This is a genomic window from Pseudomonas sp. NPDC089752 (assembly GCF_044748725.1).
GTDB lineage: Bacteria > Pseudomonadota > Gammaproteobacteria > Pseudomonadales > Pseudomonadaceae > Aquipseudomonas.
Genome location: NZ_JBIVGP010000005.1, coordinates 111,367 through 134,767, shown reverse-complemented (window position 1 = coordinate 134,767; position 23,401 = coordinate 111,367). Strand labels below are relative to the sequence as shown.

Genomic DNA, 23,401 nt, shown 5'->3' with positions numbered 1-23,401 from the left:
CTCTCCCGGCGCAGTTGCCGCCATAAAACTCGATGACGCGCATTATCCGCTTCTCCGAGAAAATCGGTCAAGAATTGTGCGGCTTTAGTCGCGGCAAACAAAAAGGTCCGCGCGCGGCGGACCTTTTCGACTGGCAAACGCTTACGGCAGCAGGCCAGCGTGGGACAGGCCCATGCGCTCGTCCAGGCCGAACAGGATGTTCAGGTTCTGCACCGCCTGGCCCGACGCGCCCTTGACCAGGTTGTCGATCACCGACAGCACCACCACCAGGTCACCATCCTGCGGGCGATGAACGGCGATACGGCAGACGTTGGCACCGCGCACGCTACGGGTTTCCGGGTGGCTACCGGCTGGCATCACGTCGACGAACGGTTCGTTCGCATAGCGCTTTTCGAACAGCGCCTGCAGGTCGACAGACTTGTCAGCGACCGTTGCGTACAAGGTGGAATGGATGCCGCGGATCATTGGCGTCAGGTGCGGCACGAAAGTCAGGCCAATGTCCGTGCCCGCGGCGAGGCGCAAGCCTTGGCTGATTTCCGGCAGGTGGCGGTGACCCTTGACCGCATAGGCCTTCATGCTCTCGCCCGACTCGCAGAACAGCGAGCCCACCGCAGCGCCACGGCCAGCACCGCTGACGCCCGACTTGCAGTCGGCGATCAGGCGCGACGGGTCGGCCAGGCCGGCTTCGAGCAGCGGCAGGAAGCCCAGTTGGGTAGCGGTCGGGTAGCAGCCTGGCACAGCAATCAGGCGCGCTTGACGGATCTTCTCACGGTTGACTTCCGGCAGACCGTAGACGGCATCCTTGAGCAGCTCTGGCGCGCCGTGTGGCTGACCGTACCACTTGCCCCACTCGGCAGCGTCCTGCAGCCGGAAGTCGGCGGACAGGTCGATGACCTTGGTCCCGGCTGCCAGCAACTCACCGGCCAGGGCGTGAGCGACGCCATGCGGGGTAGCGAAGAACACCACGTCGCAGGCTGCCAGGGCCTTGCTGTCCGGCACGCTGAACGCCAGGCCGTCATAGTGGCCGCGCAGGTTCGGGTACATGTCGGCGACCGCCACGCCCGCCTCGGAGCGCGAAGTGATGACCGCCACTTCGGCCTGTGGATGCTGCGCCAACAGACGCAACAGTTCGACCCCGGTGTAACCCGTGCCGCCGACGATACCGACCTTGATCATAACGCTTGCCCCTTATCAACGAGCCGTCTGGAAAGCGCACGATAATAGGGGCGTGGGGCGTCTGTAACAACTCTTCGGGTGACCCTTCGGGCGCTTGGCCTCTACTATCTGACGACCGTGAATACCTGAAGGAACTCTATAAATGCTCTACCTATGGATCAAAGCGCTGCACATCGTCAGCGTGGTCTGCTGGTTTGCCGGCCTGTTCTACCTGCCGCGGCTGTTCGTCTACCACGCCCAGAGCGAGGACAGCATCAGCCAGGAACGCTTCATCACCATGGAGCGCAAGCTGTACCGCGGCATCATGAACCCGGCGATGATCGCCACCTACGTGTTCGGTGCCTGGATGCTGTACCTCACTCCCGGCTGGCTGAGCCAGGGCTGGTTGCACGCCAAACTTACCCTGGTGATCCTGCTCACCGGCTACCATCACATCTGCGGCGCCCAGCGTAAACGCTTCGCCAACGGCACCAACACCCGCAGCCACGTGTACTACCGCTGGTTCAACGAGGTGCCGGTGCTGATCCTGCTGGGTATCGTAATTCTCGTGGTGGTCAAACCGTTCTGACGATAACCGTCCTGCACTGGAGCCTTGCCCATGTCCCTGCCCGCTTCGCTCGAACAACGCCTGCGCTTGCCCGTGGTGGCCGCGCCGATGTTCCTGATTTCCAACCCTCAGTTGGTCCTGGCCTGCTGCGGCAGCGGCGTGGTCGGCAGCTTCCCGGCCCTGAACCAGCGTGACAGCGCCGGTTTCAAGGCCTGGCTCGAAGAAATCGAAGCAGGCCTGGCGCAGCTACCAGCACCAGCGCCGTATGCGGTAAACCTGATCGTCCACCCCACCAACCCACGCCTGCAGGCAGACCTCACGCTGTGCGTCGAACATCGCGTGCCGATCGTCATCACCAGTCTTGGGGCGGTAAAGGAAGTGGTGGATGCCGTGCACAGCTACGGCGGCCTGGTATTCCATGACGTGACCACACGGCGGCATGCCGAGAAAGCCGCCGAGGCAGGCGTCGATGGCCTGATCGCCGTGGCGGCAGGTGCCGGCGGCCATGCCGGTACCTGGAGCCCGTTCGCCCTGGCGGCTGAAATCCGCCAGTTCTTCGACAAGACCCTGCTGCTGGCCGGCTGCATCAATCACGGCCACGAGATTCTCGCCGCTCAGGTACTGGGCGCCGACCTGGCCTATATGGGGACGCGCTTCATCGCCACCCAGGAGAGCCACGCGCAGGATGCGTATAAACAGATGCTGCTCGATGCTCATGCCGCAGACATCGTCCACACCCCTGCGGTGTCCGGCATCCCGGCGAGCTTCCTGCGCCCGAGCCTGGAGCAGGCCGGGTATGACATGGCCGCGCTGAAAACAGGCCACGACCAAGGCAAGCTCAAACCCATCGATGATGAAGCCAAGGCCTGGAAAACCGTCTGGTCCGCCGGCCAAGGCGTAGGTGATATCAATGACCTGCCGACCGCCGCGGCATTGATCGAACGCCTGCACCGCGAGTATCAGGCAGCCCTGGAACGTAGCCACGCTTTGCACACCAAGGCCTTGTAGCAAAAGGCAACACCTTGCCGGGCCAAGCTGTACACTAAGCGCCCTCTTCAGCCCCCAGGAGCCTTGCATGACCCGTTACGCCATGATCACTGGTGCTTCCAGCGGCCTGGGCCTGGCTCTCGCGGAAGCCCTGGCACGGCGCGGGCGCAACCTGATCCTGGTGGCACGCCATCGCGAAACCCTGGAGCCGGTGGCCATCGAGCTGACTCAGCGATTCGGCGTCGAAGTGCTGTTGCGCGCTTGCGACCTCAGCCAGCCGCTGCGCCTGTCTGGGTTCGTGCTCGAACTTGAAGAAGGCGAGCGGCGCATCGACCTGCTGGTCAACTGCGCCGGCCAACGCACCTACGGCCCCTTCCTCGCCCACGAATGGGCCGACGAACAAGACCTGCTGGAAGTGAACATCCTCGCCATGAGCCGCCTGTGCCACGCCATCGGCAACCTGATGGCCGTGCAAGGCGGCGGGCAGATTCTCAATATCGCCGGCCTGGCCGCCGTGGCGCCGGGCCCGACGATGGCCACCTATGCCGCCAGCAAGGCCTACGTGATGAGTTTCACTGAAGCCTTGCGCGAAGAACTGAAGCCCACCGGCATCAAGGTTTCGGTCCTTTGCCCCGGCCCGGTGCGCTCTTCGCACCGTCGCATCCCCAGGCTCGAAGGCAACAGCCGCTGCCTGAGCCCCGAGGAAGTCGCGCTGTACACCGTGCGCGCGCTGGCGCGCAACCGCGCGTTGATCATGCCTGGGCGCCGCAACCGCTGGCTGGCGTTTACCCCACGCCTGCTGCCGCGCTGGCTGACACGCAAGGTTGCTGGCTTCATCCACCGCCGTTACTGCCCCGTCGGAATGGAATAGCCACTGGGCGATCAGCGCCTGGCTCAGTACACTCGGCCGGGACACTCACCATGGAGCAAGTGCTGTGGACGATCTTTTCCTCAAAATCATCAACCGGGAAATCCCGGCTGACATCATCTACGAAGATGACCAGATCCTGGCCTTCAAGGACATTGCCCCAGCGGCGCCCGTTCACTTTCTGGTCATCCCGAAGAAACATATCCGCACCCTGAATGACTTGACCGAAGAGGACAAGGCCCTGGCTGGCCACATCCTGTTCACCGCGCAGCGCCTTGCGGTCGAGCAAGGCTGCGAAGAAGGCTTCCGTGTGGTCATGAACTGCAACCCTAAGGGCGGCCAGACCGTTTACCACATCCACATGCACGTGCTTGGCCAGCGCCAGATGAACTGGCCGCCGGGCTGACCCAAGGCAAGCCCGCCCCGGGCGATTGAGGTAGACTGTCGGGCATCACTTCAGCGGAGGTGCCCGATGGCTACCGAACGTCACTACTCGCCGCTCGACCGCTTGTTGCTGCAGGCCGATACCGCAATGCGCACCTTGCTGCCCTTCAGCGGCCAACCATCCCGGCCGTCCCCGGCCATCGTCCAGCCGGACGTCGAACTGGACGACCAGCAGACCCGCCACATTGCCGGGCTCATGCGCATCAACCATACCGGCGAAGTCTGCGCCCAGGCGCTGTACCAGGGCCAAGCCCTGACCGCCAAGCTGCCGCAGGTGCGCAAGGCCATGGAGCATGCTGCCGAGGAGGAAATCGACCATCTGGCCTGGTGCGAACAACGCATCCGCCAGCTGGGCAGCCACCCGAGCGTGCTCAACCCGTTGTTCTATGGCATGTCGTTCGGCATCGGCGCCCTCGCCGGTCTGGTCAGCGATAAAGTCAGCCTGGGCTTCGTCGCCGCCACCGAGCATCAGGTGTGCAAGCATCTGGATGAACACCTGGAACAGATCCCCGACGAGGACGAAAAATCCCGCGCCATTCTCGAACAGATGCGCGTGGATGAAGAGCAACATGCCGAATCCGCCCTCGAAGCCGGCGGCTACCGCTTCCCGGCGCCGGTACGTTTCGGCATGAGCATGCTGGCCAAGGTCATGACCAAGAGCACCTACCGCATCTGAGGCACAGCCATGACGGACCGTATCGACGCCAAGGACCTGGCGCGCGCCGTGCAAGCCGGTATTCTCCAGCCGGGCCAGGACCAGGCTCTGCTGGATTTCCTGCGCCAGCAGCCAGCGACACGTGGCAGCTTCCAGCTGGCCCATGTCGCGTTCTACTTCGGCGCGCTGCTGATCATGGCAGCGATGGGCTGGTTGCTGACCGAGGCCTGGATGCAGATCGGCGACTGGGCGCTGCTGGTCATCGCTTCGCTGTACGTTGCCCTGCTCACCCTGTTCGCCCTCAACCTGCAAAAGCGCCAGCAACCCATCGCCGCCGGCGTGCTGGCGGCAGTCGCAGTGAGTATCGTGCCATTGGCCGTATTTGCCATCGAACGCCTGGTCGGCTGGTGGCCACTGGATGACCGGCAAACCGACTACCACCAGTACTACACCTATGTGCAGGGCGGCTGGCTGGTGATGGAAGCCGCCACGGTAGTCGCCGGTTTGCTGATGCTGCGCTTGATCCCCTACCCGTTCATCGTGATGCCGATCGCCGTCGCGTTATGGTTCATGTCGATGGACCTCAGCGAGTGGGTGTTTGGCTCGCCATTTACCTGGGATCAGCGGCGCACGGTTTCACTGTGGTTCGGGCTAGGGTTGCTGCTGATAGTCCTGTTGGTCGACGGACGTACCCGCGAAGATTACGCCCAGTGGGGCTACCTGGCCGGCTTGGCGGCATTCTGGGGCGGGCTGACGATGATGGAGAGCGACAGTGAACTGGGGAAGGCGCTGTATTGCCTGATCAACCTTGGGCTGATGGCAATGGCGGTGCTGCTGCGCCGGCCAATGTTCATGGTCTTCGGGGCGTTGGGGGTAGCGGCTTATCTGGGCTATCTGTCTTACGAGGTGTTTGCCGAATCGTTGCTATTCCCGGTGGTGGTGACGCTGATCGGGTTGGCGATTATCGGCTTGGGGTTGGCGTATCAGAAGCGGCGGGAGCATTTGAGCCAGTCATTGCGACGTCGTTTACCACGCTGGTTGCTGGTCGCTCTACCCGCCTTGCGCAACTGAAGATCGCCGAGGCCGCTGTTGCGGCCCCAGGATTTTGCACTCAACCCAGCTCTACGATCTCATAGCCGTGGGTAATTTCCACGCCAGCGCGCTCGAGCATGATCGACGCCGAGCAGTACTTCTCCGCCGACAACTCGACCGCACGCTTGACCTGCGCCTCCTTCAGCCCACGGCCTTTCACCACGAAGTTCATGTGGATCTTGGTGAATACCTTCGGGTCTTCGCTGGCGCGCTCGGCTTCCAGGAAAGCTTCGCAGCTTTCCACAGCCTGGCGCGATTTCTTCAGGATGCTGACCACGTCGAAGCTGCTGCAGCCGCCCAGGCCGAGCAGGAGCATTTCCATCGGGCGCACGCCCAGATTACGGCCACCGGCTTCGGGCGGGCCATCCATCACCACCACGTGGCCGCTCCCCGATTCGCCGAGGAACATTGCTTCACCGGCCCACTGGATGCGTGCCTTCATCTGTCCGTACTCCTGAATTTCGCAAAAGGGTGTCAGCTTAAGCCTTGTATGCCTGTCGGAAAAGCTCAACAGGCGTCGCATTAGTACCGAAACATCTTGCAGTGTCTGATAAGCTGGCGCCAATTGACTGACGCGTCGCGTGCAGTCGATCACTAACAAGAGCCTATGCGTCGCATCGAACAGGATTTCGTGATGGTTGCCTCCGCCCTACCCGCCAAGATCAAGAATATCGACAAGCTGCTGGTGCACTGCCAGCGCCGCCGCTACACCGCCAAGAGCAACATCATCTGTGCCGGTGACCGGGCTGAAACGCTGTCGTTCATCATCAAAGGTTCGGTAACCATCATCATCGAGGATGATGAAGGCCACGAAATGATCATCGCCTACCTTAACAGCGGCGATTTCTTCGGCGAACTCGGCCTGTTCGAATCCACAGGCAGCGATCAGCAGCGCAGTGCCTGGGTACGCGCCAAGACCGAATGCGAAGTGGCGGAAATCAGCTACGACAAATTCCGCGACTTGGCCCGCCACGACCCGGACATCCTCTACGCCCTCGGCAGCCAGATGGCCCAGCGCCTGCGCAATACCACACGCAAGGTCGGCGACCTGGCATTCTTCGACGTCACCGGCCGGGTGGCCCGCTGCCTGCTCGACCTGTGCAAGCAGCCGGATGCCATGACTCACCCGGACGGCATGCAGATCAAGATCACCCGTCAGGAAATTGGCCGTATCGTCGGTTGTTCGCGGGAGATGGTCGGCCGCGTCCTCAAAGACCTCGAGGAACGCAGCCTGGTACAGGTCAAGGGCAAGACCATGGTGGTCTACGGGACCCGTTAATCTTTTGGCAGGGCCGCCAACACTTCGTCATACGCCCGCGACAGGCGCTCGAACCAGGGCGCTTCGGGGGCCACTTCGTGCAGGGCGATATGGCTGTCGGCCCGGCAGCGCTGCTCCAACTCGCAGCATTCATTGAAGCGGTTGACTGCCGCAACCATCGACTCGCGCTCGTTATCCAGTAGCAACGCACCGTGCACCAGCACCACTGGGCGCTTGCCGCCCAGGCCCTGGCGCCAGCGCTGGGCGGTGCCGACCAGCTTGCGGCCGTTGAGGTTGACGTTGTAACGGCCATCGCAGAAAGCGCCGTCGATTTCGCCGACCGAAGCCACGCCGCCCCATTCGCGCAACACATCGCACAGCGGCAGGCACAAACGCTCGTAGGCGCGCTCGATACGGCCGTGGTCGCCTTCGCTGCGAGGCGCCACATAGACCAACGCTACGTTCACTGTCGAATGCGACTGCGGCACTGGCTCGCCGCCGGTTTCGCGCAGCAACACCGGCCAGCCGGCGATCGCCAGCTCCGAACAGGCTGCCTCGAAATTGTCCAGCCGGCTCATGCGTCGCGGCATGACCAGCGCATGGTCGGTGGGGCGCCAGAACAACACGCCGCTTTCGCGCTCGCCACGGCAGACGGCGGCCAGCAGGTCTTGTTCGGCATGCAGGCCTTGTTCGACGGTCAGGGCCAGAGGTTGGTCAGTCATTGTCCACCTTTGTTGTTGGGCTCACTGGCCTCTTCGCGGGGCAAGCCCGCTCCCACAGGAAATTGACCAAGTTCGACATTGCAGTGAACATGTGGGAGCGGGCTTGCCCCGCGAAGAGGCCAGTACAGACGCACAAAAAAGCCGGCATTACGCCGGCTCTACGTTTCTATCAGTCCAATTGCTGAACAGTCTTCTTCACCTGTTCGGGGAAAAACAACCGCTGCAACTCCAACCCTGGCTGCTCAGCCCGCATGAACGCTTCACCGACCAGGAACGAGTACACCTCGTTGATCTCCATCAGCTCGACATCGGCACGGTTGAGGATGCCGCTCTCGGTAATGGCCAGGCGGTCACGCGGGATACGTGGCAGCAGGTCGAGGGTGGTTTCCAGGCTGACTTCGAAGGTATGCAGGTTACGGTTGTTGACCCCGACCAGTGGCGTGTCCAGGGTTTTCAACGCACGCTCCAATTCGTCGCCGTCATGCACCTCGACCAGCACATCGAGGCCGACATCCTTGGCCGTGGCGGCCAGTTCGGCCATCTTCACGTCGTCCAGCGCCGAGACGATCAGCAACACGCAGTCGGCACCCAGCGCACGAGCCTCGACGATCTGGTACGGGTCGACCATGAAGTCCTTGCGGATCACCGGCAGCGACACGGCGGCACGCGCTTGCTGCAGGTACTCGTCAGCACCCTGGAAATAATCCACATCGGTCAGTACCGACAGGCAGGTCGCCCCGCCCCTTTCGTAGCTGACGGCAATTTCCGACGGCACGAAGTTCTCGCGGATGACACCCTTGCTCGGCGAAGCCTTCTTGATTTCGGCGATCACCGCGGGCTGCTTGCGCTTGGCCTGCTCGATCAGTGCATTGGCAAAGCCGCGCGGCGCATCGGCCGCCTTTGCCAGGCGCTCCAGTTCGGCGAGGCTGACGCGGGCACTGCGCTCGGCAACTTCCTGAAACTTGCGGGCGATGATCCTTTCCAGCACCGTCGGGACACTCATGCTTCGTTCTCCACCTTGAATACCGCTGTAAAGGCACCCAGCTCCTGCAGTTTCTCCCAGGCCAGCCCGGTGTGCAGTACGTCGTGGGCCAGTTCCACACCCTGAGCAAGGGTCATGGCATGATCGGCTGCATACAGTGCCGCGCCCGCATTGAGCACGATCATCTCTGCGGCCTTTTGCCCGTTTTCGGTCTTGCGCCGGCCCAACGCGTCCCGGATCAGCTCCAGCGACGCCTGCGGGCTCTCGACCGCCAGGCCGTGCAGGCTCTGACTCTTCATGCCGAGGTCTTCAGGCTCGACCCAATATTCAGTGATCTGGTCGTTCTTCAGCTCGGCAACGAAGGTCGGGGCAGCCAGGCTGAACTCGTCCAGGCCGTCCTTCGAGTGCACCACCAGCACGTGCTTGCTGCCCAGGCGCTGGAGTACTTCAGCCAGCGGGCGGCACAAAGCCTGACTGAACACACCGACTACCTGGTGCTTCACACCGGCCGGATTCGTAAGCGGGCCAAGCATGTTGAACAGGGTGCGCAGCCCCATGTCGCGGCGCGGGCTGGCAGCATGCTTCATCGCGGAGTGATGCGTCTGGGCGAACATGAAACCGATGCCGAGGCTGTCGATGCAGCGCCCGACCTGGGTTGGCGTCAGGTTCAGGTAGATACCGGCGGCTTCCAGCAGGTCAGCGCTGCCGCTTTTACCGGAAACAGCCCGGTTGCCGTGCTTGGCCACAGTACAGCCCGCCGCAGCGAGGACGAACGCCGAGGCCGTGGACACGTTGAAGATGTTGGCGCCATCACCACCGGTACCGACGATGTCGACCACGCCATCGAGGCTTTTCAGCTCGACCTTGTCGGCCAGTTCGCGCATCACCGAAACCGCGCCGACGATCTCGTCGATGCTCTCGCTCTTCATGCGCATGCCCATCATGAAGGCGCTGATCTGCGCCTCCGTGCACTGGCCAGTCATGATCTGGCGCATCACATCGCGCATCTCTTCGGTGGAAAGGTCCAGGTGGCCGACGATACGGCTCAACGCGCTCTTGATATCCATGCTGGGTCCTTAGCGGCGGCCGCCGGTCTGCTTGAGGAAGTTGGCGAACAGCTCGTGGCCCTGCTCGGTCAGGATCGACTCGGGGTGGAACTGCACCCCTTCGATATTAAGCGTTTTATGGCGCAGGCCCATGATCTCGTCGACCGAGCCATCGTCATGGGCGGTCCAGGCAGTCACTTCCAGGCAATCCGGCAGCGTTTCGCGCTTGACCACCAGGGAATGGTAGCGGGTTACGGTGAGTGGATTGTTGAGGCCGGCGAACACGCCCAGGTCGCGGTGGAATACCGGGCTGGTCTTACCGTGCATGACCTGGCGGGCACGCACCACATCACCGCCAAAGGCCTGGCCGATGGACTGGTGCCCCAGGCAAACGCCAAGGATCGGCAGCTTGCCGGCAAAATGCAGGATGGCTTCGATGGATACACCGGCTTCGCTCGGCGTGCACGGGCCAGGCGAGACAACAATGCGCTCGGGGTTGAGCGCTTCAATCTCGGCCACGGTGATTTCGTCGTTGCGAATGACTTTGACCTCGGCACCGAGCTCGCCAAGGTATTGAACGACGTTGTAAGTGAATGAGTCGTAATTGTCGATCATCAGTAACATCGGGCTGAACCTCTAGAATCTACTGACTTTAAAAGTCGAACCTTCCTACGCCTTAATCAGACACGACGCTGCCACTAACGGCATTCGGAAACGAACAGGAAGGCAAACAGGGACGGGCCGGGCTGGCCGGCAGGGGATAAAGTCAGGCGCGCCAACGCCAACGGGCGTGGGCCTTGATAACGCGCATCAAGAGTTTGCTGACGATCAACACAGGATAAGTCTCGCTCATACTTGCAGGCACAGTAGCCTACCGAGGCGGCGGGCGCAATATGCCGGTAAACACCGGGAAACGAATGGACTTGGAAGGCCTGCCCGGCGATTTGCTATGGTCGATCGGGTTGACCTCATAAAAACAATGAAAAGGATGTTCATCGATGCAAAAAGCACCGTTACTGCGCTTTACCCTGGCTACGTTGGCGCTGGCTTGCAGCCAGGCATTGGCGGCCCCCTCCCCTTACTCGACGATGATCACCTTCGGCGACAGCCTGGCCGATGCCGGGCAGTTTCCCGACCTGACCGGCGGTACTGCGGGGCAGCGGTTTACCAACCGTGATGCCGACGGCAATTTCGCACCTGTATCACCCATGATTCTCGGCGCGAAACTCGGTTTTGGAGGAAGCGAACTCGGACCTTCGACTTCGCCCGGCAACCTCGCCCGCGGAATTGCCGATGGCAATAACTGGGCTGTCGGCGGCTATACCACCCAACAGATTCTCGACTCGATCACGAATACCTCAGAAGCGGTCATCCCCCCCGGACAACCAGGGGCTGGCCTGGTGCTGCGGGAGAAACCCGGCTATCTGGCCAACGGGCTGCGCGCCGACCCCAACGCACTCTACTACCTGACTGGCGGCGGCAACGACTTCCTGCAAGGGTTGGTGAACAGCCCCGCCGATGCCGCAGCCGCCGGTTCACGCCTGGCCGCCAGCGCCCAGGCGCTGCAACGGGGCGGGGCCCGCTACATCATGGTCTGGCTGCTCCCCGACCTTGGCCAGACCCCGAACTTCAGCGGCACCCCGCAGCAAAATCCGCTGTCGCAACTCTCCGGCGTGTTCAACCAGGCGCTGGTCAGCCAACTCGGCCAGATCGACGCCGAGATCATCCCGCTGAATATTCCGGTGCTGCTGAGCGAAGCCTTGGCCAGCCCGACGCAATTCGGCCTGGCCAGTGACCAGAATCTGGTTGGCACCTGCTATAGCGGCGACAGCTGCGTGGAGAATCCGGTGTATGGCATCAACGGCAGCAATCCCGACCCGACCAAGCTGCTGTTCAACGACTCGGTGCACCCGACCATCGCCGGCCAGCAACTGATCGCCGATTACGGCTACTCGATCCTCTCCGCCCCGTGGGAGCTGACGCTGTTACCGGAAATCGCCCATGCCAGCCTGCGCGCGCATCAGGATGAATTGCGCAACCAGTGGCAGACGCCCTGGCAAGCGGTCGGCCAGTGGCAAGCCTTCGTCGCCACCGGTGCGCAAGACCTGGACTTCGACGACCAACGCAGTGCGGCCAACGCCGATGGGCGCGGCTACAACCTGACCCTCGGTGGCAGTTACCGGTTGAACGATGCCTGGCGCCTGGGGCTTGCCGGCGGTGTCTACCGGCAGAAACTGGAGGCAGGCGAACAGGACTCGGACTACAAGCTCGACAGCTACCTGGCCAGTGCCTTCGCCCAGTTCCGCCAGGACCGTTGGTGGGCAGACGCCGCGCTGAGCGCCGGGCACCTGGACTACCGCGACCTGAAACGCACGTTCGCCCTGGGCGTGAATGACCGCAGCGAAAAAGGCGACACCGATGGCGAAGCCTGGGCGGTGACCGGGCGCCTGGGCTACAACCTGGCGGCCGATAGCAGCAACTGGCAACTGGCGCCGTTCATCAGCGCCGACTATGCGCGGGTCAAGGTCGATGGCTATGAGGAAAAGAGCGGGCGTGCGACAGCCCTGGGCTTCGACGACCAGGAGCGTACGTCGCGACGCTTGGGTGTCGGGCTGCTAGGCAGTGTGCAGGTGTTGCCGAGCACCAAGCTGTTCGCCGAAGTGGCGCAGGAACATGAGTTCGAGGATGACCAGCAGGATGTGACGATGCATTTGACGACATTGCCGGCCAATGACTTCACCTTGACCGGGTATACGCCGCACAGTGATTTGACCCGGGCGAGCCTGGGGGTGAGCCATGAGTTGGTGGCTGGGGTGCACTTGCGCGGGAACTACAACTGGCGCAAGAGTGATGAGTTGACCCAGCAGGGGGTGAGCTTGGGGGTCAGCGTCGACTTTTGAATTGTCGGGGGCCGCGATGGGGGCTGCACAATTTACTAGGCAGGCGCCTGCTCAGCCAAGGCCACCGCCCGGAACATCGCCCGGCGCTTGTTGATGGTTTCTTCCCACTCCAGCGCCGGCACCGAATCGGCAACGATACCGCCGCCGGCCTGCACATGCAGCTCGCCGTCCTTGATCACTGCGGTACGAATGGCAATCGCGGTGTCCATGTTGCCGTTCCAGGCGAAGTAACCCACCGCACCACCGTAGACGCCCCGCTTCACCGGTTCCAACTCGTCGATGATTTCCATGGCGCGAATCTTCGGCGCCCCCGACAAGGTACCCGCCGGCAGAATCGCCCGCAGTGCGTCCATGGCGGTCAGCCCCTCGGCCAGCTGGCCGGTGACGTTGGAAACGATGTGCATCACGTTGGAGTAACGCTCGATCACCATCTTCTCGGTCAGGCGCACGCTACCGGTTGACGACACCCGGCCCACATCGTTGCGGCCCAGGTCGATCAGCATCAGGTGCTCGGCGATTTCCTTGTCGTCAGAAAGCAGGTCGTCTTCCAAGGCACGGTCCGCCTCTTCGGTCGCACCGCGCGGGCGGGTACCGGCAATCGGCCGCACGGTGACCAGGTTGTCTTCCACACGCACCAGCACCTCAGGCGAGCTGCCAACCACGTGGAAGTCGCCGAAGTTGAAGAAGTACATGTACGGCGTCGGGTTGAAGCAACGCAGTGCCCGGTACAAGTCGATCGGCGCTGCCTTGAAGTCGATCGACATGCGTTGCGACGGCACCACCTGCATGCAGTCACCGGCGAGGATGTATTCCTTGACCGTGTCCACCGCGCGCTCGTAGTCATCCTGGGTGAAGCTGGAGCGGAACGCCGGCTCGGCCGCCATCGGCCGGCTCAGGTCCAGGCCGCGGCGTGGGGTGATCGGCTCGCGCAATTTGGCCAGCAAGCCTTGCAGGCGCGCCTGGCCTTGTTCGAAAGCCTGCTCCTCGGACGGGTCGACCAGCACGATTGCGTGCATCTTGCCGGCCAGGTTGTCGAATACCACCACGGCATCCGAGACCATCAGCAGAATGTCCGGCACACCGAGTGGATCAGGGTTCGGGCAGGCGCCCAGGCGTTTTTCCACATAGCGCACGCAGTCGTAGCCGAAGTAGCCGACCAGGCCGCCGTTGAAGCGCGGCAGGCCAGGAATATCGGCGACCTTGTAGCGGTCCTTGAAGGTTTCGACGAAGGCCAGCGGGTCTTCCACCTCATGGCTTTCGACCTGCTCGCCATCCTGCAGGATGCTGACATGGTAGCCATGCACGCGCATCACCGTGCGCGATGGCAGGCCGATCATCGAGTAACGGCCCCATTTCTCACCGCCTTGCACCGATTCGAGCAGGTACGAGTTGGCCTGGTCGGCCAGCTTCAGGTAGATCGACAGCGGGGTGTCGAAGTCGGCCAGGGTTTCACAGGCCATGGGAATGCGGTTGTAGCCAGCAGCGGCCAGGCGCAAGAATTCTTCGCGGGTCATGAGTAGCCTCGGAGCAATGATGAGAGTCAGGCAAACGGACGGGCCGGCACGCGCCGGCGGGCAGAAGTCAGGCGCGCCAACGCCAACGGGCCAGGGCCTTGATGACTTTCATCCAGAATTTGCCAGTAACCACCACGGTGGGCTCTCTGTCTTGTGAGGCTTGAAGGTCCGCCAACGTTATCCCAGTGTCGGTGACGACGCAACCAGGCAACAGCAGGCGCAAGTCGCCGATCACCAGGCTGGGAGATTCCTCGTCGATCGGCCGACCATGGTTGTAGCCATAGCTCAGGCCAACGCACTGCACGCCGGCGGCCTTGGCCGCCAGCACGTCGCTGCGCGAATCGCCGACGAACAGCGCCTGCCCGGCCTCGACGCCAGCCATTTTCATGACGAACAGCAACGCGGCAGGGTCGGGCTTTTTCTGTGGCAGGGTGTCGCCGCCGATGATCCAGCGGAAGTAGCGGCCAATCTTCATCTGATCGAGCAACGGCGCAACGAAGCGCTCGGGCTTGTTGGTGATCAGCGCCATCTCCACGCCCTGCTTGCGCAGCCAGCGCAGGGTGTCGTGGACGCCGGGGTAGACCACCGTCAGCTCATGGCTTTGGGCGTAGGCTTCCATGAACAGCGTCAGGCCGCGCTCGGCCAGTTCATCATCCACCGCCGTGTGGTCGAGGCCGCCGGCAAGGGCGCGGCGCACCAGTACCGGTGCACCGTTGCCGACCCAGTGCCGCACGGCGTCGAGCCCTGCGGCAGGTCGGCCAAGTTCGAGCAGCATGCGGTCGACGGCTGCGGCCAGGTCTGGGACTGAATCGATCAGGGTACCGTCTAGATCGAACATCACCAGCCTGGGCAGCGTCCCCGGGAACAGCTGCTCGAAGCCGCTCATGGGCGGGCCTGAGCCAGTTCGGCGCGCATCTTGGCGATGACTTCCTGGTAATCCGGGGCGTTGAAGATCGCCGAGCCGGCCACGAAGGTATCGGCGCCAGCGGCAGCGATTTCGCGGATGTTGTTGACGTTGACGCCGCCGTCGATTTCCAGGCGGATGTCCCGGCCACTGGCGTCGATCAGGGCGCGCGCTTCACGCAGCTTGTCGAGGGTGCCGGGGATGAACTTCTGCCCGCCGAAACCTGGGTTGACGCTCATCAGCAGGACCATGTCGACTTTGTCCATCACGTACTTCAGCGCATCCAGGCTGGTGGCCGGGTTGAACACCAGGCCGGCCTTGCAGCCGCCGTCCTTGATCAATTGCAACGAGCGGTCGATGTGCTGGGAAGCTTCCGGGTGGAAGGTGATGTACGTGGCGCCGGCTTCGATGAAGTCGCCGATGATGCGGTCGACCGGGCTCACCATCAGGTGCACGTCGATCGGCGCGGTCACGCCGTACTTGCGCAGCGCGCTGCAGACCATCGGGCCGATGGTCAGGTTGGGGACGTAGTGGTTGTCCATGACATCGAAGTGGACGATGTCGGCACCTGCTTCCAGCACCGCATCGACATCGGCACCCAGGCGGGCGAAGTCGGCGGAGAGGATGGAGGGGGCAATAGCGTAGGGCTGCATGGCGCACCTGTTGGCAGAATCACGGTGGCGCGCATTGTAACTGTTTTAGCCTGTGCTGGCCTCTTCGCGGATGTAGGAGCGGCTTCAGCCGCGATGGGGCCAGCACAGCCAACAAAAATCAGCCCGGCTGCTGCGTCCTCAGCTTCTCACTGCGCCCACGCAGCCATTCCAGGGTCAGCAACAACACCACCGAAAAGGCGATCAACAGTGTCGCCGCCGCCGCAATCGTCGGGCTCAGGTTCTCGCGAATCCCACTGAACATCTGCCGCGGCAGCGTGGCTTGCTCAGGCCCGGCCAAAAACAGCGTCACTACCACTTCGTCGAACGAGGTGGCAAAGGCGAACAGCGCCCCCGAAATCACCCCAGGCGCGATCAACGGCAAGGTCACCTTGCGGAAAGCCAGCAGCGGCGAGGCGCCCAGGCTGGCCGCCGCGCGCACTAGGTTGTAGTTGAACCCCTGCAAGGTCGCCGACACGGTGATGATGACGAACGGCACCCCCAGCACCGCATGCACCAGGATCAACGAGATAAAGCTGTTACCCATGCCCAGCGGGGCGAAGAACAGGTAGCTGGCCACGCCAATGATCACCACCGGCACCACCATCGGCGAAATCACCAGCGCCATGACCAGCGACTTGCCAGGGAAATCTCCGCGGGTCAGGCCGATCGACGCCAAGGTGCCGAAGACCATGGCCAGCACCGTAGCCGCCGGGGCGACAATGATGCTGTTCCTCAGCGCACGCATCCACTCGGCCGAGGCAAAGAAGTCCTGGTACCACTGCAGCGAAAAGCCCTGCAGCGGGTACACCAGGAAGCTGCCACTGTTGAACGACAGCGGCACGATCACCAGCACCGGCAGCACCAGGAACAGCAGGATCAGGCAGCAGAGAATCCGCAGGCTGTAGAACCACACCCGTTCCACGGGCGACATGTAGGGGCTAAGCATCACAAGGCTCCTCAGCTCAGGCGCAGGCGGCTGGCGCCGACCAGCCAGCTATAGATCAGGTACAACAGCACGGTCGCCAGCAGCAACAGCCCGCCCAGCGCGGTGGCCATGCCCCAGTTGATGCTGGTGTTGGTATAGAAGGCGACGAAGTAGCTGACCATCTGGTCGTTGGGGCTGCCGAGCAGCGCCGGGGTGATGTAGTAGCCAATGGCCAGAATGAACACCAGCAGGCAACCGGCGCCAACGCCCGCGTAGGTCTGCGGGAAGTACACGCGCCAGAAGCTGGCGAACGGGTGGCAGCCCAGGGAGATCGCGGCGCGCATGTAGCTCGGCGAAATGCCCTTCATCACGCTGTACAGCGGCAAAATCATGAACGGCAGGAGGATGTGCACCATCGAGATGTACACGCCGGTGCGGTTGAACACCAGCTCCAGCGGCTGGTCGATGATGCCCATCGCCATCAGCGCGCTGTTGATCAACCCGCCCGACTGCAGCAGCACGATCCACGCTGCCACACGCACCAGGATCGAAGTCCAGAACGGCAGCAGCACCAGGATCATCAGCAGGTTGCTCTGCCGGGTCGGCAGGTTGGCCAGCAGGTAGGCCAGTGGGTAGGCCAGCAGCAGGCAGATGACCGTGATCACCACACCCATCCACAGGGTGCGGGCAAAAATGTCCAGATAAATAGCCTGATCCGGGGTGGCCTTGGCCAGCTCGCCGAGATCGTCGATGCGGTGGTCGACAGACGCCAGCAGGTAATAAGACGTAACGCTGCTGGTGTTGCGGCGCACCGCTTGCCAGTAGGCCGGATCGCCCCAGCGTTCATCGAGGGCCTGCAAGGCTTCCTTGTAAGAAGCGGGCTCAGTCTTGAATGGCAGCGCTCGGGCAGTCTTCGACAACAGGCTGCGGTAACCGGCCAATTCCATGTTCAAGCGCTTGGACAGATCGCCCAGCGACTGATTCTTCCGCGCCTCGGGCAGGTCCAGGCTCAGCGCCTTGTACACGTCCTCGCCCGGCAGGCCTTTGCCATCCCACTGCTGCACCGCCTGGACGGTGCGCGGCAGCCCGGCGACCACCTCAGGGTTGCTGACGCTCTTGTACAGCAGCGCCGCGATCGGCACCAGAAACACCAGCAGGAGAAACAGCGCCAGTGGCGCGATCAACGCCTGCGCCTTCCAGCGGTTGACCCGCTCGGCGTGCTTGAGGCGCTGCTTCAGATTTGGACCTGCGCCTTCGTTGAGGGGCACTGCAATGGCCATGGCGAACTCCGCAAAACAGGCTGAGATTGGGGCCGAAGTACGGCCCCGCTTCCCGGTTTCTTACTTCTTCGCCGCCCAGGCGTTGAAGCGTTGCTCCAGCTGCTCGCTGTTGTCGGCCCAGAAGGCCACGTCGATCTGCACCTGGTTGGCGATGTTCTCAGGTGTGGTCGGCATGTCCTTCTTCACCGCATCGGCCAGCAAGGGGACGGCCTTGGAGTTGGCCGGGCCATACGCGATGTTCTCGGAGTAGGTTTTCTGCTGCTCGGGCTGAACGGTGAAGGCGATGAATTTCTTCGCTTCTTCTACATCCTTGGCACCTTTCGGGATGGCCCAGGCGTCGAAGTCGTAGATGCCGCCGTTCCATACCACCTTGAGGTTGCTCTCTTTCTGCACGGCGGCGATGCGGCCGTTGTAGGCCGAGCTCATGACCACGTCACCCGAGGCCAGGTACTGCGGCGGCTGAGCGCCCGCTTCCCACCACTGGATGCTCGGCTTGAGCTCGTCGAGCTTCTTGAAGGCGCGGTCTACGCCTTCCTTGGTGCCAAGTACCTGATAGACATCCTTCGGCGCCACGCCATCGGCCATCAGCGCGAATTCGAGGGTGTACTTGGCGCCTTTGCGCAGGCCACGCTTGCCGGGGAATTTCTTGGTGTCCCAGAAATCCGCCCAGCTCGTGGGTGCGGTCTTGAGCTTGTCGGCGTTGTAGGCCAGCACCGTGGACCAGACGAAGAAGCCAACGCCGCAAGGCTGGATGGCGCCCTTCACATAGTCGCTCTCGTTGCCGAACAGGGCCGGGTCGAGTTCCTCGAACATGCCCTCGTCGCAGCCACGGGCCAGCTCCGGCGACTCAACCTCGACCAGGTTCCAGGACACGCTGTTGGTGTCGACCATGGCTTTGACCTTGGCCATTTCACCGTTGTACTCACCGGCGACGATCTTGCCCTTGCCGGCCTTTTCCCAAGGCTCGTAGAACGCCTTGACCTGGGCCGCCTTGTTGGCGCCACCGAAGGAAACCACGGTCAGGTCAGCCGCCATGGCCTGGCCGGCGGCGAACAGGCCAAGGGCCAGGGCGGTCAGTTTCAACTGCTTGCGCATTATTATTCTCTCCACAGTACAGGGTTGGTGAAGCAATCCATCAGTGGGCTTCGGCAATCGGATCGAGCGCGCGCGCGTGCTCCACCTCCCAGCCCAGCGGTACCACATCGCCCACGGCCAGGGCCGGGTCGAGTTCGGCGATCGGCTGCTTCACGAAGAAGTCGGCCTTGCCGCAGACTTCCAGGCGCACCCGCACGTGGTCGCCCAGGTAGATGAACTCGGCCACGCGGCCGGAGAAGCGGTTGACGCAATGTTCGCTGTGGCCGTTAAGGCGCACGCGCTCGGGGCGCACCGACAGGGTCACCGGCTCCCCGGCCTGGCCAACATTCACTGCCAATGCTTCGACCCGCTCGCCCCGCGCCAGCTGCACCTGGCAGCGGTTGCCGTCGCTGGCCAGCAAGATGCCGTTGATGCGGTTGTTCTCGCCGATGAAGTTGGCGACGAAGGTGTTGCTTGGCTCTTCATAGAGCGTGCGCGGGTCGGCGATCTGCTGGATCTCGCCCTGGTGGAACACCGCCACGCGGTCGGACATGGTCAGCGCCTCGCCCTGGTCGTGGGTCACGTAGACAACAGTCACGCCCAGGCGCTGGTGGATGTGCTTGATCTCCATCTGCATGTGTTCACGCAGCTGCTTGTCGAGGGCCCCGAGCGGTTCGTCCATCAGCACCAGTTGCGGCTCGAACACCAGAGCCCGCGCCAGCGCCACGCGCTGTTGCTGGCCACCGGACAGCTGGCCGGGGTAGCGCTTGGCGAAGGCATCGAGCTGGACCATGCTCAGCACGCGCTTGACCCGCTCGCTGATATCGGTCTTGCTCAGGTTGCGTACGCTCAGCGGGAAGGCCAGGTTCTCGGCCACGGTCATGTGCGGGAACAGCGCGTAGTTCTGGAACACCATGCCGATGTCGCGCTTGTGCGGCGGCACGTTGTTGATCGAGCGGCCGGCCAGCTGGATCTCGCCGGCGGTGGGGGTTTCGAAACCGGCCAGCATCATCAGGCTGGTGGTCTTGCCCGAGCCGGAGGGGCCGAGCAGGGTGAGGAATTCACCCTTGCGAATGTCCAGGTTGAGGTCTTTGACGATCAGCGATTCGCCGTCGTAGCTCTTCTGCACACCCCGGAAACTGACCAGCGTCTCGCCGGTGGCAGCGTTGGAATTCGCCTCGCTCATGCCTGCACCTTCTTGTTGGAATGACTGCGTAGGCAAAGACTAGAGGAGGCGTCAGCGCCCGAAAATCGGGGGTACTGAGAGAATGCCATCATCCAGGTGGAAGATTGTGTGTAGGGCAATCCCTACAAGGATGTCGCAATCAGACCAGCTTGTGCTCCATGGCGTATTTCACCAGTTCCGCCAGCGAGTTGACCTTGAGTTTCTGCATCAGCCGCGCCTTGTGGGTGCTGATGGTCTTGCTTGACAGCGCCAACTGCTGGGCGATGTCGTTGACGTTGGCGCCCTGGGCCAGGCGTTCGAACACCGAGAACTCCCGTTCCGACAGCAAGGTATGCAGCGGTCGCGTTTCGGTCAGGCCCACTTCGAAGACCATGCGGTCGGCCAAGGCCGGGTCGATGTAGCGCCCACCGCCCGCCACCCGGCGGATCGCCATCAGCAGCAGGGCGGGATCGCTGTCCTTGGTGGCATAGCCGGCCGCACCCGCCTTGAGCGCACGTGCGGCCATCTGCGCTTCGTCGTGCATCGACAGCATCAGGATCGCCGGTGGGTTGTGCAACGCACGGATCCGCGGGATCGCCTCCAGGCCATTCACCCCCGGCATGGAGATATCCAGCAACACCACTTCGCACGGCGTATGGCGCAACGCTTCGAGCAACTGCTCGCCATTACCGGCCTCCCCGGCCACCTGCATGTCCTTGGCCAGGCCGATCAATTGCTTGATGCCTTCGCGGACAATGGTGTGGTCTTCGGCCACCAACACTCGAATCACGATCGCGCTCCTATTCCAATGCAATGGTCACGCTCAGGCTGGTGCCCTCGCCCGGCTCGCTGTGCAACGCCATGCTGCCACCGAGCATCAATACTCGCTCACGCACGCCGACCAGGCCGAATGAGGTTGGCCGGGGCTGGTCGAGGCAAAAACCGCTGCCGTCATCACTGATCGTCATACGCAGCTTTTCGCCTTCACGCACCAGCTCGATCTCCACGCTGTGCGCCTGGGCGTGGCGCATGACGTTGGTCAGCGCCTCCTGGAGGATGCGGAACAACCCCGTGGCCTTGGCATCACTCAATGCTGGCAGATTATCCGGCACCTGCACCAGGCAGGGAATCTGCGTGCGCGCCTCGAAGCGCCGGGCCTGCCACTCGATGGCCGAGGCGATGCCGGCGTCGAGAATCGGTGGGCGCAGCGCCGTGGCCACGTCGCGCACCAGTTGGAACAACTGGGCGATCAGGCGCTTCATGCTGGCCAGGCGCTCGTGCAGGCCTGGGTCCAGCTCAGCAAAGGCCAATTCGCACATCGACACTTCCAGCTTGAGCACAGTCAGCATTTGCCCCAGCTCATCGTGCACTTCACGGGCGATGCGGGCTTTTTCTTCCTCGCGCACGCTCTCCAGGTGGGCCGACAGTTCGCGCAATTGCTCCTGAGACTTCTCCAGCGCCAACTCGGCTCGCTTGCTCTGCGTGATGTCCCAGACGATACCGTCCCAGACCACCCGGCCATCGGCCAGGCGCCGGGTACTGGCCTTGATATCAGCCCAACGCTGCTCGCCTTCGCGGGTCAGGATGCGCCCTTGCCATGACCAGTCCCGGTCGCTGGCGATGGCCAGGTCCTGTACCTGGTGATAGTCCGCCCGGTCCTGCGGGTGCACCAGGTTGCGCAAGCCCATCTGCGGGTGCTGGATTTGTGCCGGCGAGTAACCGACCAGCGCCTCGCTGCCCTCGCTGATGTAGGGAAACTCCGGCTCGCCTTCGGCAGGGGCCGGTTCCAGACGGAACACCAGCCCCGGCACATTGCCGGCGATGCCCTTGAGCCGCGCCTCGCTTTCACGCAGCGCCGCCAGGGCGCGATGGCGTTCGGTGACATCGGCGATGTAGACCACCAGGTATTCGGCATCGCGAAAGCGCAGGAAGCTCAACGACAACTCCACCGGCAGCAGGCTGCCATCGGCGCACCGGCATTGCGCCTCGAACTGCCGCGCCCCGGCCTCCCCGGCACGCGCGCCCTTCCACAGCTGCAGCCAGCGATCCATGGTCAGGTTCGGTTCGAAGTCGATCAGCGGGCGCTCCAGCAACGCGGCCTCGGCGTAGCCAAGCATGCGCTCCGCCGCGTGGTTGGCGTAACGCACATGGCTGTCCCAATTGACCCAGAGGATGCCCACCGTGCTCTGGTCGATGGCGAACTGGCTCAGGCGCAGCGCTTCTTCGCGCACTTGCCGCTCGGCCAGGCTCTCGCGCGCTGCCAGCAGGCCTCGCTCGACCCGACGCTGCTCGCGGCGCTGCCACACCAGCGTGGCCAAAGCGCACAACAGCAACATGCCGAACAGCAAGGCGAGGTTCTGCCAGAACCCGGTCGAGTCGCTCAGGCGCGGGTATTTAGGCTGCAGCCAGCGCTGGTGCAGTTGCTCCAGCTCCCTGGCCGGCATGGCCTGCAGGCCGCGTTCGAGGATATCGGCGAGCAACGGCCAGTCACGCCGCGAGCCCACCCGCAGCAGTTGCGGCAGGCCGATGTCGCCGACCACGGCCAGCTCACCGAACTCGCTCTCACGCGACAACCGACTGAGCTGGGCTTCATCCATGACCGCGTAGCTGGCCTGGCCGCCCGCGACCAGTTGCAAGGCCTCGCGCTCGTTGGGTACGCCCTGCAGATTGAGGTTGGTGTAGTTGCCACGCAGGTAGTCGGCCAGCACGCTGGGCATGCGCACCGCCACGCGCTCGTCGGCTTCGAGTTTTTCCAGCTCCACGGCCAGCGCCCCGGTACGTGGTCCGACCACCAGTTGCGGCACGCGCATGTAAGGGTCGCTGAACAGCCACAGGCGCAGGCTGGCCGGTGTTTGCGTCAAGCCTGGGGCGAAGTCGATTTCGCCCGCCTGCAGGGCATGTTCGAGGCTCGCCTGATCGGCGAAGTTGCGCCAGGTCAAGTCCAGCTTCAGCGCCTGCGCCAGCCAGTTCACCAGCTCGACATTGGCCCCGTAGAGCTGTTGCAGGCGGCGGTCGAACTGCGCGTAAGGCGCCTGCAGCACCAGGCCGACCCGCAGGCTGCGGTGGCTGTCCAGCCACTGCTGCTGGGCCGGGTCGAGCGCAACGCCAGGCGCAGCCTCAGGCCTTGCCAAGGCGATCAAGGGTAGCCACAAGCAGCCGATAACCAACAGGCGACGCAATCGCTTCATCTACACGCTCGTCTTGGCAAG

The 23,401-nt window shown here is 63.1% G+C and carries 23 protein-coding genes; 8 read left to right on the top strand and 15 right to left on the bottom strand.

The window, feature by feature from the left end:
• Positions 1–141 precede the first annotated feature (141 nt).
• Positions 142–1,176 (bottom strand): N-acetyl-gamma-glutamyl-phosphate reductase, encoded by a 1,035-nt coding sequence (gene argC / locus ACIPZF_RS10005; RefSeq protein WP_400798378.1) that lies wholly within the window; start codon positions 1,174–1,176, stop codon positions 142–144.
• Positions 1,177–1,318: 142 nt separating this feature from the next.
• On the opposite strand from argC, the gene hemJ reads away from it, so the two are divergent.
• The 6 genes from hemJ (at position 1,319) to ACIPZF_RS09975 (ending at position 5,748) form a co-directional block, all read left to right on the top strand.
• The gene (gene hemJ, locus ACIPZF_RS10000; RefSeq protein WP_400798375.1) at positions 1,319–1,744 is read left to right on the top strand and encodes a protoporphyrinogen oxidase HemJ; all 426 of its coding nucleotides are present in this window, start codon (positions 1,319–1,321) and stop codon (positions 1,742–1,744) included.
• A 30-nt stretch (positions 1,745–1,774) separates the two neighbouring features.
• Positions 1,775–2,731, top strand: a complete 957-nt coding sequence (locus ACIPZF_RS09995; RefSeq protein WP_400798372.1) for an NAD(P)H-dependent flavin oxidoreductase — start codon at positions 1,775–1,777, stop codon at positions 2,729–2,731.
• Positions 2,732–2,798: 67 nt separating this feature from the next.
• Positions 2,799–3,581 (top strand): SDR family NAD(P)-dependent oxidoreductase, encoded by a 783-nt coding sequence (locus ACIPZF_RS09990; RefSeq protein ID WP_400798369.1) that lies wholly within the window; start codon positions 2,799–2,801, stop codon positions 3,579–3,581.
• Between the two features lie 64 nt (positions 3,582–3,645).
• On the top strand, positions 3,646–3,984 hold the full coding sequence (locus ACIPZF_RS09985) for a histidine triad nucleotide-binding protein (RefSeq protein ID WP_003255518.1): 339 nt from the start codon (positions 3,646–3,648) through the stop codon (positions 3,982–3,984).
• A 66-nt stretch (positions 3,985–4,050) separates the two neighbouring features.
• Positions 4,051–4,698, top strand: coding sequence for a 2-polyprenyl-3-methyl-6-methoxy-1,4-benzoquinone monooxygenase (coq7, locus tag ACIPZF_RS09980; protein WP_400798366.1), 648 nt, complete (start codon positions 4,051–4,053; stop codon positions 4,696–4,698).
• 9 nt (positions 4,699–4,707) lie between these two features.
• Entirely contained in the window at positions 4,708–5,748 is a 1,041-nt protein-coding gene (locus ACIPZF_RS09975; protein WP_400798363.1) for a DUF2157 domain-containing protein, read from the top strand.
• Between the two features lie 40 nt (positions 5,749–5,788).
• Here the strand turns inward: ACIPZF_RS09975 and ACIPZF_RS09970 are convergent, their stop codons facing one another.
• Positions 5,789–6,211, bottom strand: a complete 423-nt coding sequence (locus ACIPZF_RS09970; RefSeq protein ID WP_004376171.1) for an OsmC family protein — start codon at positions 6,209–6,211, stop codon at positions 5,789–5,791.
• A gap of 192 nt (positions 6,212–6,403) precedes the next feature.
• Between ACIPZF_RS09970 and crp the strand changes: the two genes are divergently transcribed.
• Positions 6,404–7,048 (top strand): cAMP-activated global transcriptional regulator CRP, encoded by a 645-nt coding sequence (gene crp / locus ACIPZF_RS09965; protein ID WP_400798360.1) that lies wholly within the window; start codon positions 6,404–6,406, stop codon positions 7,046–7,048.
• Here the strand turns inward: crp and ACIPZF_RS09960 are convergent.
• The 4 genes from ACIPZF_RS09960 to ACIPZF_RS09945 form a co-directional block, all read right to left on the bottom strand.
• Positions 7,045–7,749: a biotin/lipoate A/B protein ligase family protein gene (locus ACIPZF_RS09960; protein ID WP_400798357.1), complete on the bottom strand. Its 705-nt coding sequence runs from the start codon at positions 7,747–7,749 to the stop codon at positions 7,045–7,047. The genes crp and ACIPZF_RS09960 overlap by 4 nt on opposite strands.
• 169 nt (positions 7,750–7,918) lie before the next feature.
• Positions 7,919–8,752: an indole-3-glycerol phosphate synthase TrpC gene (gene trpC, locus ACIPZF_RS09955; RefSeq protein ID WP_400798354.1), complete on the bottom strand. Its 834-nt coding sequence runs from the start codon at positions 8,750–8,752 to the stop codon at positions 7,919–7,921.
• A complete protein-coding gene (gene trpD, locus ACIPZF_RS09950; protein WP_400798351.1) occupies positions 8,749–9,798 on the bottom strand; it encodes an anthranilate phosphoribosyltransferase in 1,050 nt (349 codons plus the stop codon). The genes trpC and trpD overlap by 4 nt, the downstream gene beginning before the upstream one ends.
• Before the next feature lie 9 nt (positions 9,799–9,807).
• Positions 9,808–10,401 (bottom strand): aminodeoxychorismate/anthranilate synthase component II, encoded by a 594-nt coding sequence (locus ACIPZF_RS09945; protein ID WP_400798349.1) that lies wholly within the window; start codon positions 10,399–10,401, stop codon positions 9,808–9,810.
• Positions 10,402–10,775: 374 nt separating this feature from the next.
• On the opposite strand from ACIPZF_RS09945, the gene estP reads away from it, so the two are divergent.
• Positions 10,776–12,677 carry an esterase EstP gene (gene estP, locus ACIPZF_RS09940; RefSeq protein WP_400798346.1) on the top strand — a complete coding sequence of 634 codons (1,902 nt, stop codon included), beginning with the start codon at positions 10,776–10,778 and terminating at the stop codon, positions 12,675–12,677.
• Between the two features lie 35 nt (positions 12,678–12,712).
• Here estP and trpE read toward each other — a convergent pair whose 3' ends face one another.
• The 9 genes from trpE to ACIPZF_RS09895 all read right to left on the bottom strand — a co-directional run bounded on the left by trpE (position 12,713) and on the right by ACIPZF_RS09895 (position 23,380).
• Positions 12,713–14,191, bottom strand: coding sequence for an anthranilate synthase component I (trpE, locus tag ACIPZF_RS09935; protein WP_400798344.1), 1,479 nt, complete (start codon positions 14,189–14,191; stop codon positions 12,713–12,715).
• Between the two features lie 67 nt (positions 14,192–14,258).
• Positions 14,259–15,077 carry a phosphoglycolate phosphatase gene (locus ACIPZF_RS09930; RefSeq protein WP_400798341.1) on the bottom strand — a complete coding sequence of 273 codons (819 nt, stop codon included), beginning with the start codon at positions 15,075–15,077 and terminating at the stop codon, positions 14,259–14,261.
• Positions 15,074–15,748, bottom strand: a complete 675-nt coding sequence (rpe, locus tag ACIPZF_RS09925; protein ID WP_400798339.1) for a ribulose-phosphate 3-epimerase — start codon at positions 15,746–15,748, stop codon at positions 15,074–15,076. Before rpe ends, ACIPZF_RS09930 begins: the two co-directional genes overlap by 4 nt.
• Positions 15,749–15,866: 118 nt before the next feature.
• A complete protein-coding gene (locus ACIPZF_RS09920; RefSeq protein ID WP_400798336.1) occupies positions 15,867–16,694 on the bottom strand; it encodes an ABC transporter permease in 828 nt (275 codons plus the stop codon).
• Between the two features lie 11 nt (positions 16,695–16,705).
• Positions 16,706–17,953 carry an ABC transporter permease gene (locus ACIPZF_RS09915; RefSeq protein WP_400798333.1) on the bottom strand — a complete coding sequence of 416 codons (1,248 nt, stop codon included), beginning with the start codon at positions 17,951–17,953 and terminating at the stop codon, positions 16,706–16,708.
• Positions 17,954–18,013: 60 nt separating this feature from the next.
• Positions 18,014–19,048 carry an ABC transporter substrate-binding protein gene (locus ACIPZF_RS09910; RefSeq protein WP_400798331.1) on the bottom strand — a complete coding sequence of 345 codons (1,035 nt, stop codon included), beginning with the start codon at positions 19,046–19,048 and terminating at the stop codon, positions 18,014–18,016.
• Positions 19,049–19,088: 40 nt separating this feature from the next.
• Positions 19,089–20,213: an ABC transporter ATP-binding protein gene (locus tag ACIPZF_RS09905; protein WP_400798328.1), complete on the bottom strand. Its 1,125-nt coding sequence runs from the start codon at positions 20,211–20,213 to the stop codon at positions 19,089–19,091.
• Between the two features lie 139 nt (positions 20,214–20,352).
• A complete protein-coding gene (locus ACIPZF_RS09900) occupies positions 20,353–20,985 on the bottom strand; it encodes a response regulator (protein WP_400798914.1) in 633 nt (210 codons plus the stop codon).
• Between the two features lie 7 nt (positions 20,986–20,992).
• A complete protein-coding gene (locus ACIPZF_RS09895) occupies positions 20,993–23,380 on the bottom strand; it encodes a PAS domain S-box protein (RefSeq protein ID WP_400798326.1) in 2,388 nt (795 codons plus the stop codon).
• Between the last annotated feature and the right edge of the window lie 21 nt (positions 23,381–23,401).

Excerpts from the sequence above, each read along its gene's own strand:
- argC (WP_400798378.1), bottom strand. The coding sequence starts at position 1,176 with ATGATCAAGGTCGGTATCGTCGGCGGCACGGGTTACACCGGGGTCGAA.
- hemJ (WP_400798375.1), top strand. The coding sequence starts at position 1,319 with ATGCTCTACCTATGGATCAAAGCGCTGCACATCGTCAGCGTGGTCTGC.
- ACIPZF_RS09995 (WP_400798372.1), top strand. The coding sequence starts at position 1,775 with ATGTCCCTGCCCGCTTCGCTCGAACAACGCCTGCGCTTGCCCGTGGTG.
- ACIPZF_RS09990 (WP_400798369.1), top strand. The coding sequence starts at position 2,799 with ATGACCCGTTACGCCATGATCACTGGTGCTTCCAGCGGCCTGGGCCTG.
- coq7 (WP_400798366.1), top strand. The coding sequence starts at position 4,051 with ATGGCTACCGAACGTCACTACTCGCCGCTCGACCGCTTGTTGCTGCAG.
- ACIPZF_RS09975 (WP_400798363.1), top strand. The coding sequence starts at position 4,708 with ATGACGGACCGTATCGACGCCAAGGACCTGGCGCGCGCCGTGCAAGCC.
- ACIPZF_RS09970 (WP_004376171.1), bottom strand. The coding sequence starts at position 6,211 with ATGAAGGCACGCATCCAGTGGGCCGGTGAAGCAATGTTCCTCGGCGAA.
- crp (WP_400798360.1), top strand. The coding sequence starts at position 6,404 with ATGGTTGCCTCCGCCCTACCCGCCAAGATCAAGAATATCGACAAGCTG.
- ACIPZF_RS09960 (WP_400798357.1), bottom strand. The coding sequence starts at position 7,749 with ATGACTGACCAACCTCTGGCCCTGACCGTCGAACAAGGCCTGCATGCC.
- trpC (WP_400798354.1), bottom strand. The coding sequence starts at position 8,752 with ATGAGTGTCCCGACGGTGCTGGAAAGGATCATCGCCCGCAAGTTTCAG.
- trpD (WP_400798351.1), bottom strand. The coding sequence starts at position 9,798 with ATGGATATCAAGAGCGCGTTGAGCCGTATCGTCGGCCACCTGGACCTT.
- ACIPZF_RS09945 (WP_400798349.1), bottom strand. The coding sequence starts at position 10,401 with ATGTTACTGATGATCGACAATTACGACTCATTCACTTACAACGTCGTT.
- estP (WP_400798346.1), top strand. The coding sequence starts at position 10,776 with ATGCAAAAAGCACCGTTACTGCGCTTTACCCTGGCTACGTTGGCGCTG.
- trpE (WP_400798344.1), bottom strand. The coding sequence starts at position 14,191 with ATGACCCGCGAAGAATTCTTGCGCCTGGCCGCTGCTGGCTACAACCGC.
- ACIPZF_RS09930 (WP_400798341.1), bottom strand. The coding sequence starts at position 15,077 with ATGAGCGGCTTCGAGCAGCTGTTCCCGGGGACGCTGCCCAGGCTGGTG.
- rpe (WP_400798339.1), bottom strand. The coding sequence starts at position 15,748 with ATGCAGCCCTACGCTATTGCCCCCTCCATCCTCTCCGCCGACTTCGCC.
- ACIPZF_RS09920 (WP_400798336.1), bottom strand. The coding sequence starts at position 16,694 with ATGCTTAGCCCCTACATGTCGCCCGTGGAACGGGTGTGGTTCTACAGC.
- ACIPZF_RS09915 (WP_400798333.1), bottom strand. The coding sequence starts at position 17,953 with ATGGCCATTGCAGTGCCCCTCAACGAAGGCGCAGGTCCAAATCTGAAG.
- ACIPZF_RS09910 (WP_400798331.1), bottom strand. The coding sequence starts at position 19,048 with ATGCGCAAGCAGTTGAAACTGACCGCCCTGGCCCTTGGCCTGTTCGCC.
- ACIPZF_RS09905 (WP_400798328.1), bottom strand. The coding sequence starts at position 20,213 with ATGAGCGAGGCGAATTCCAACGCTGCCACCGGCGAGACGCTGGTCAGT.
- ACIPZF_RS09895 (WP_400798326.1), bottom strand. The coding sequence starts at position 23,380 with ATGAAGCGATTGCGTCGCCTGTTGGTTATCGGCTGCTTGTGGCTACCC.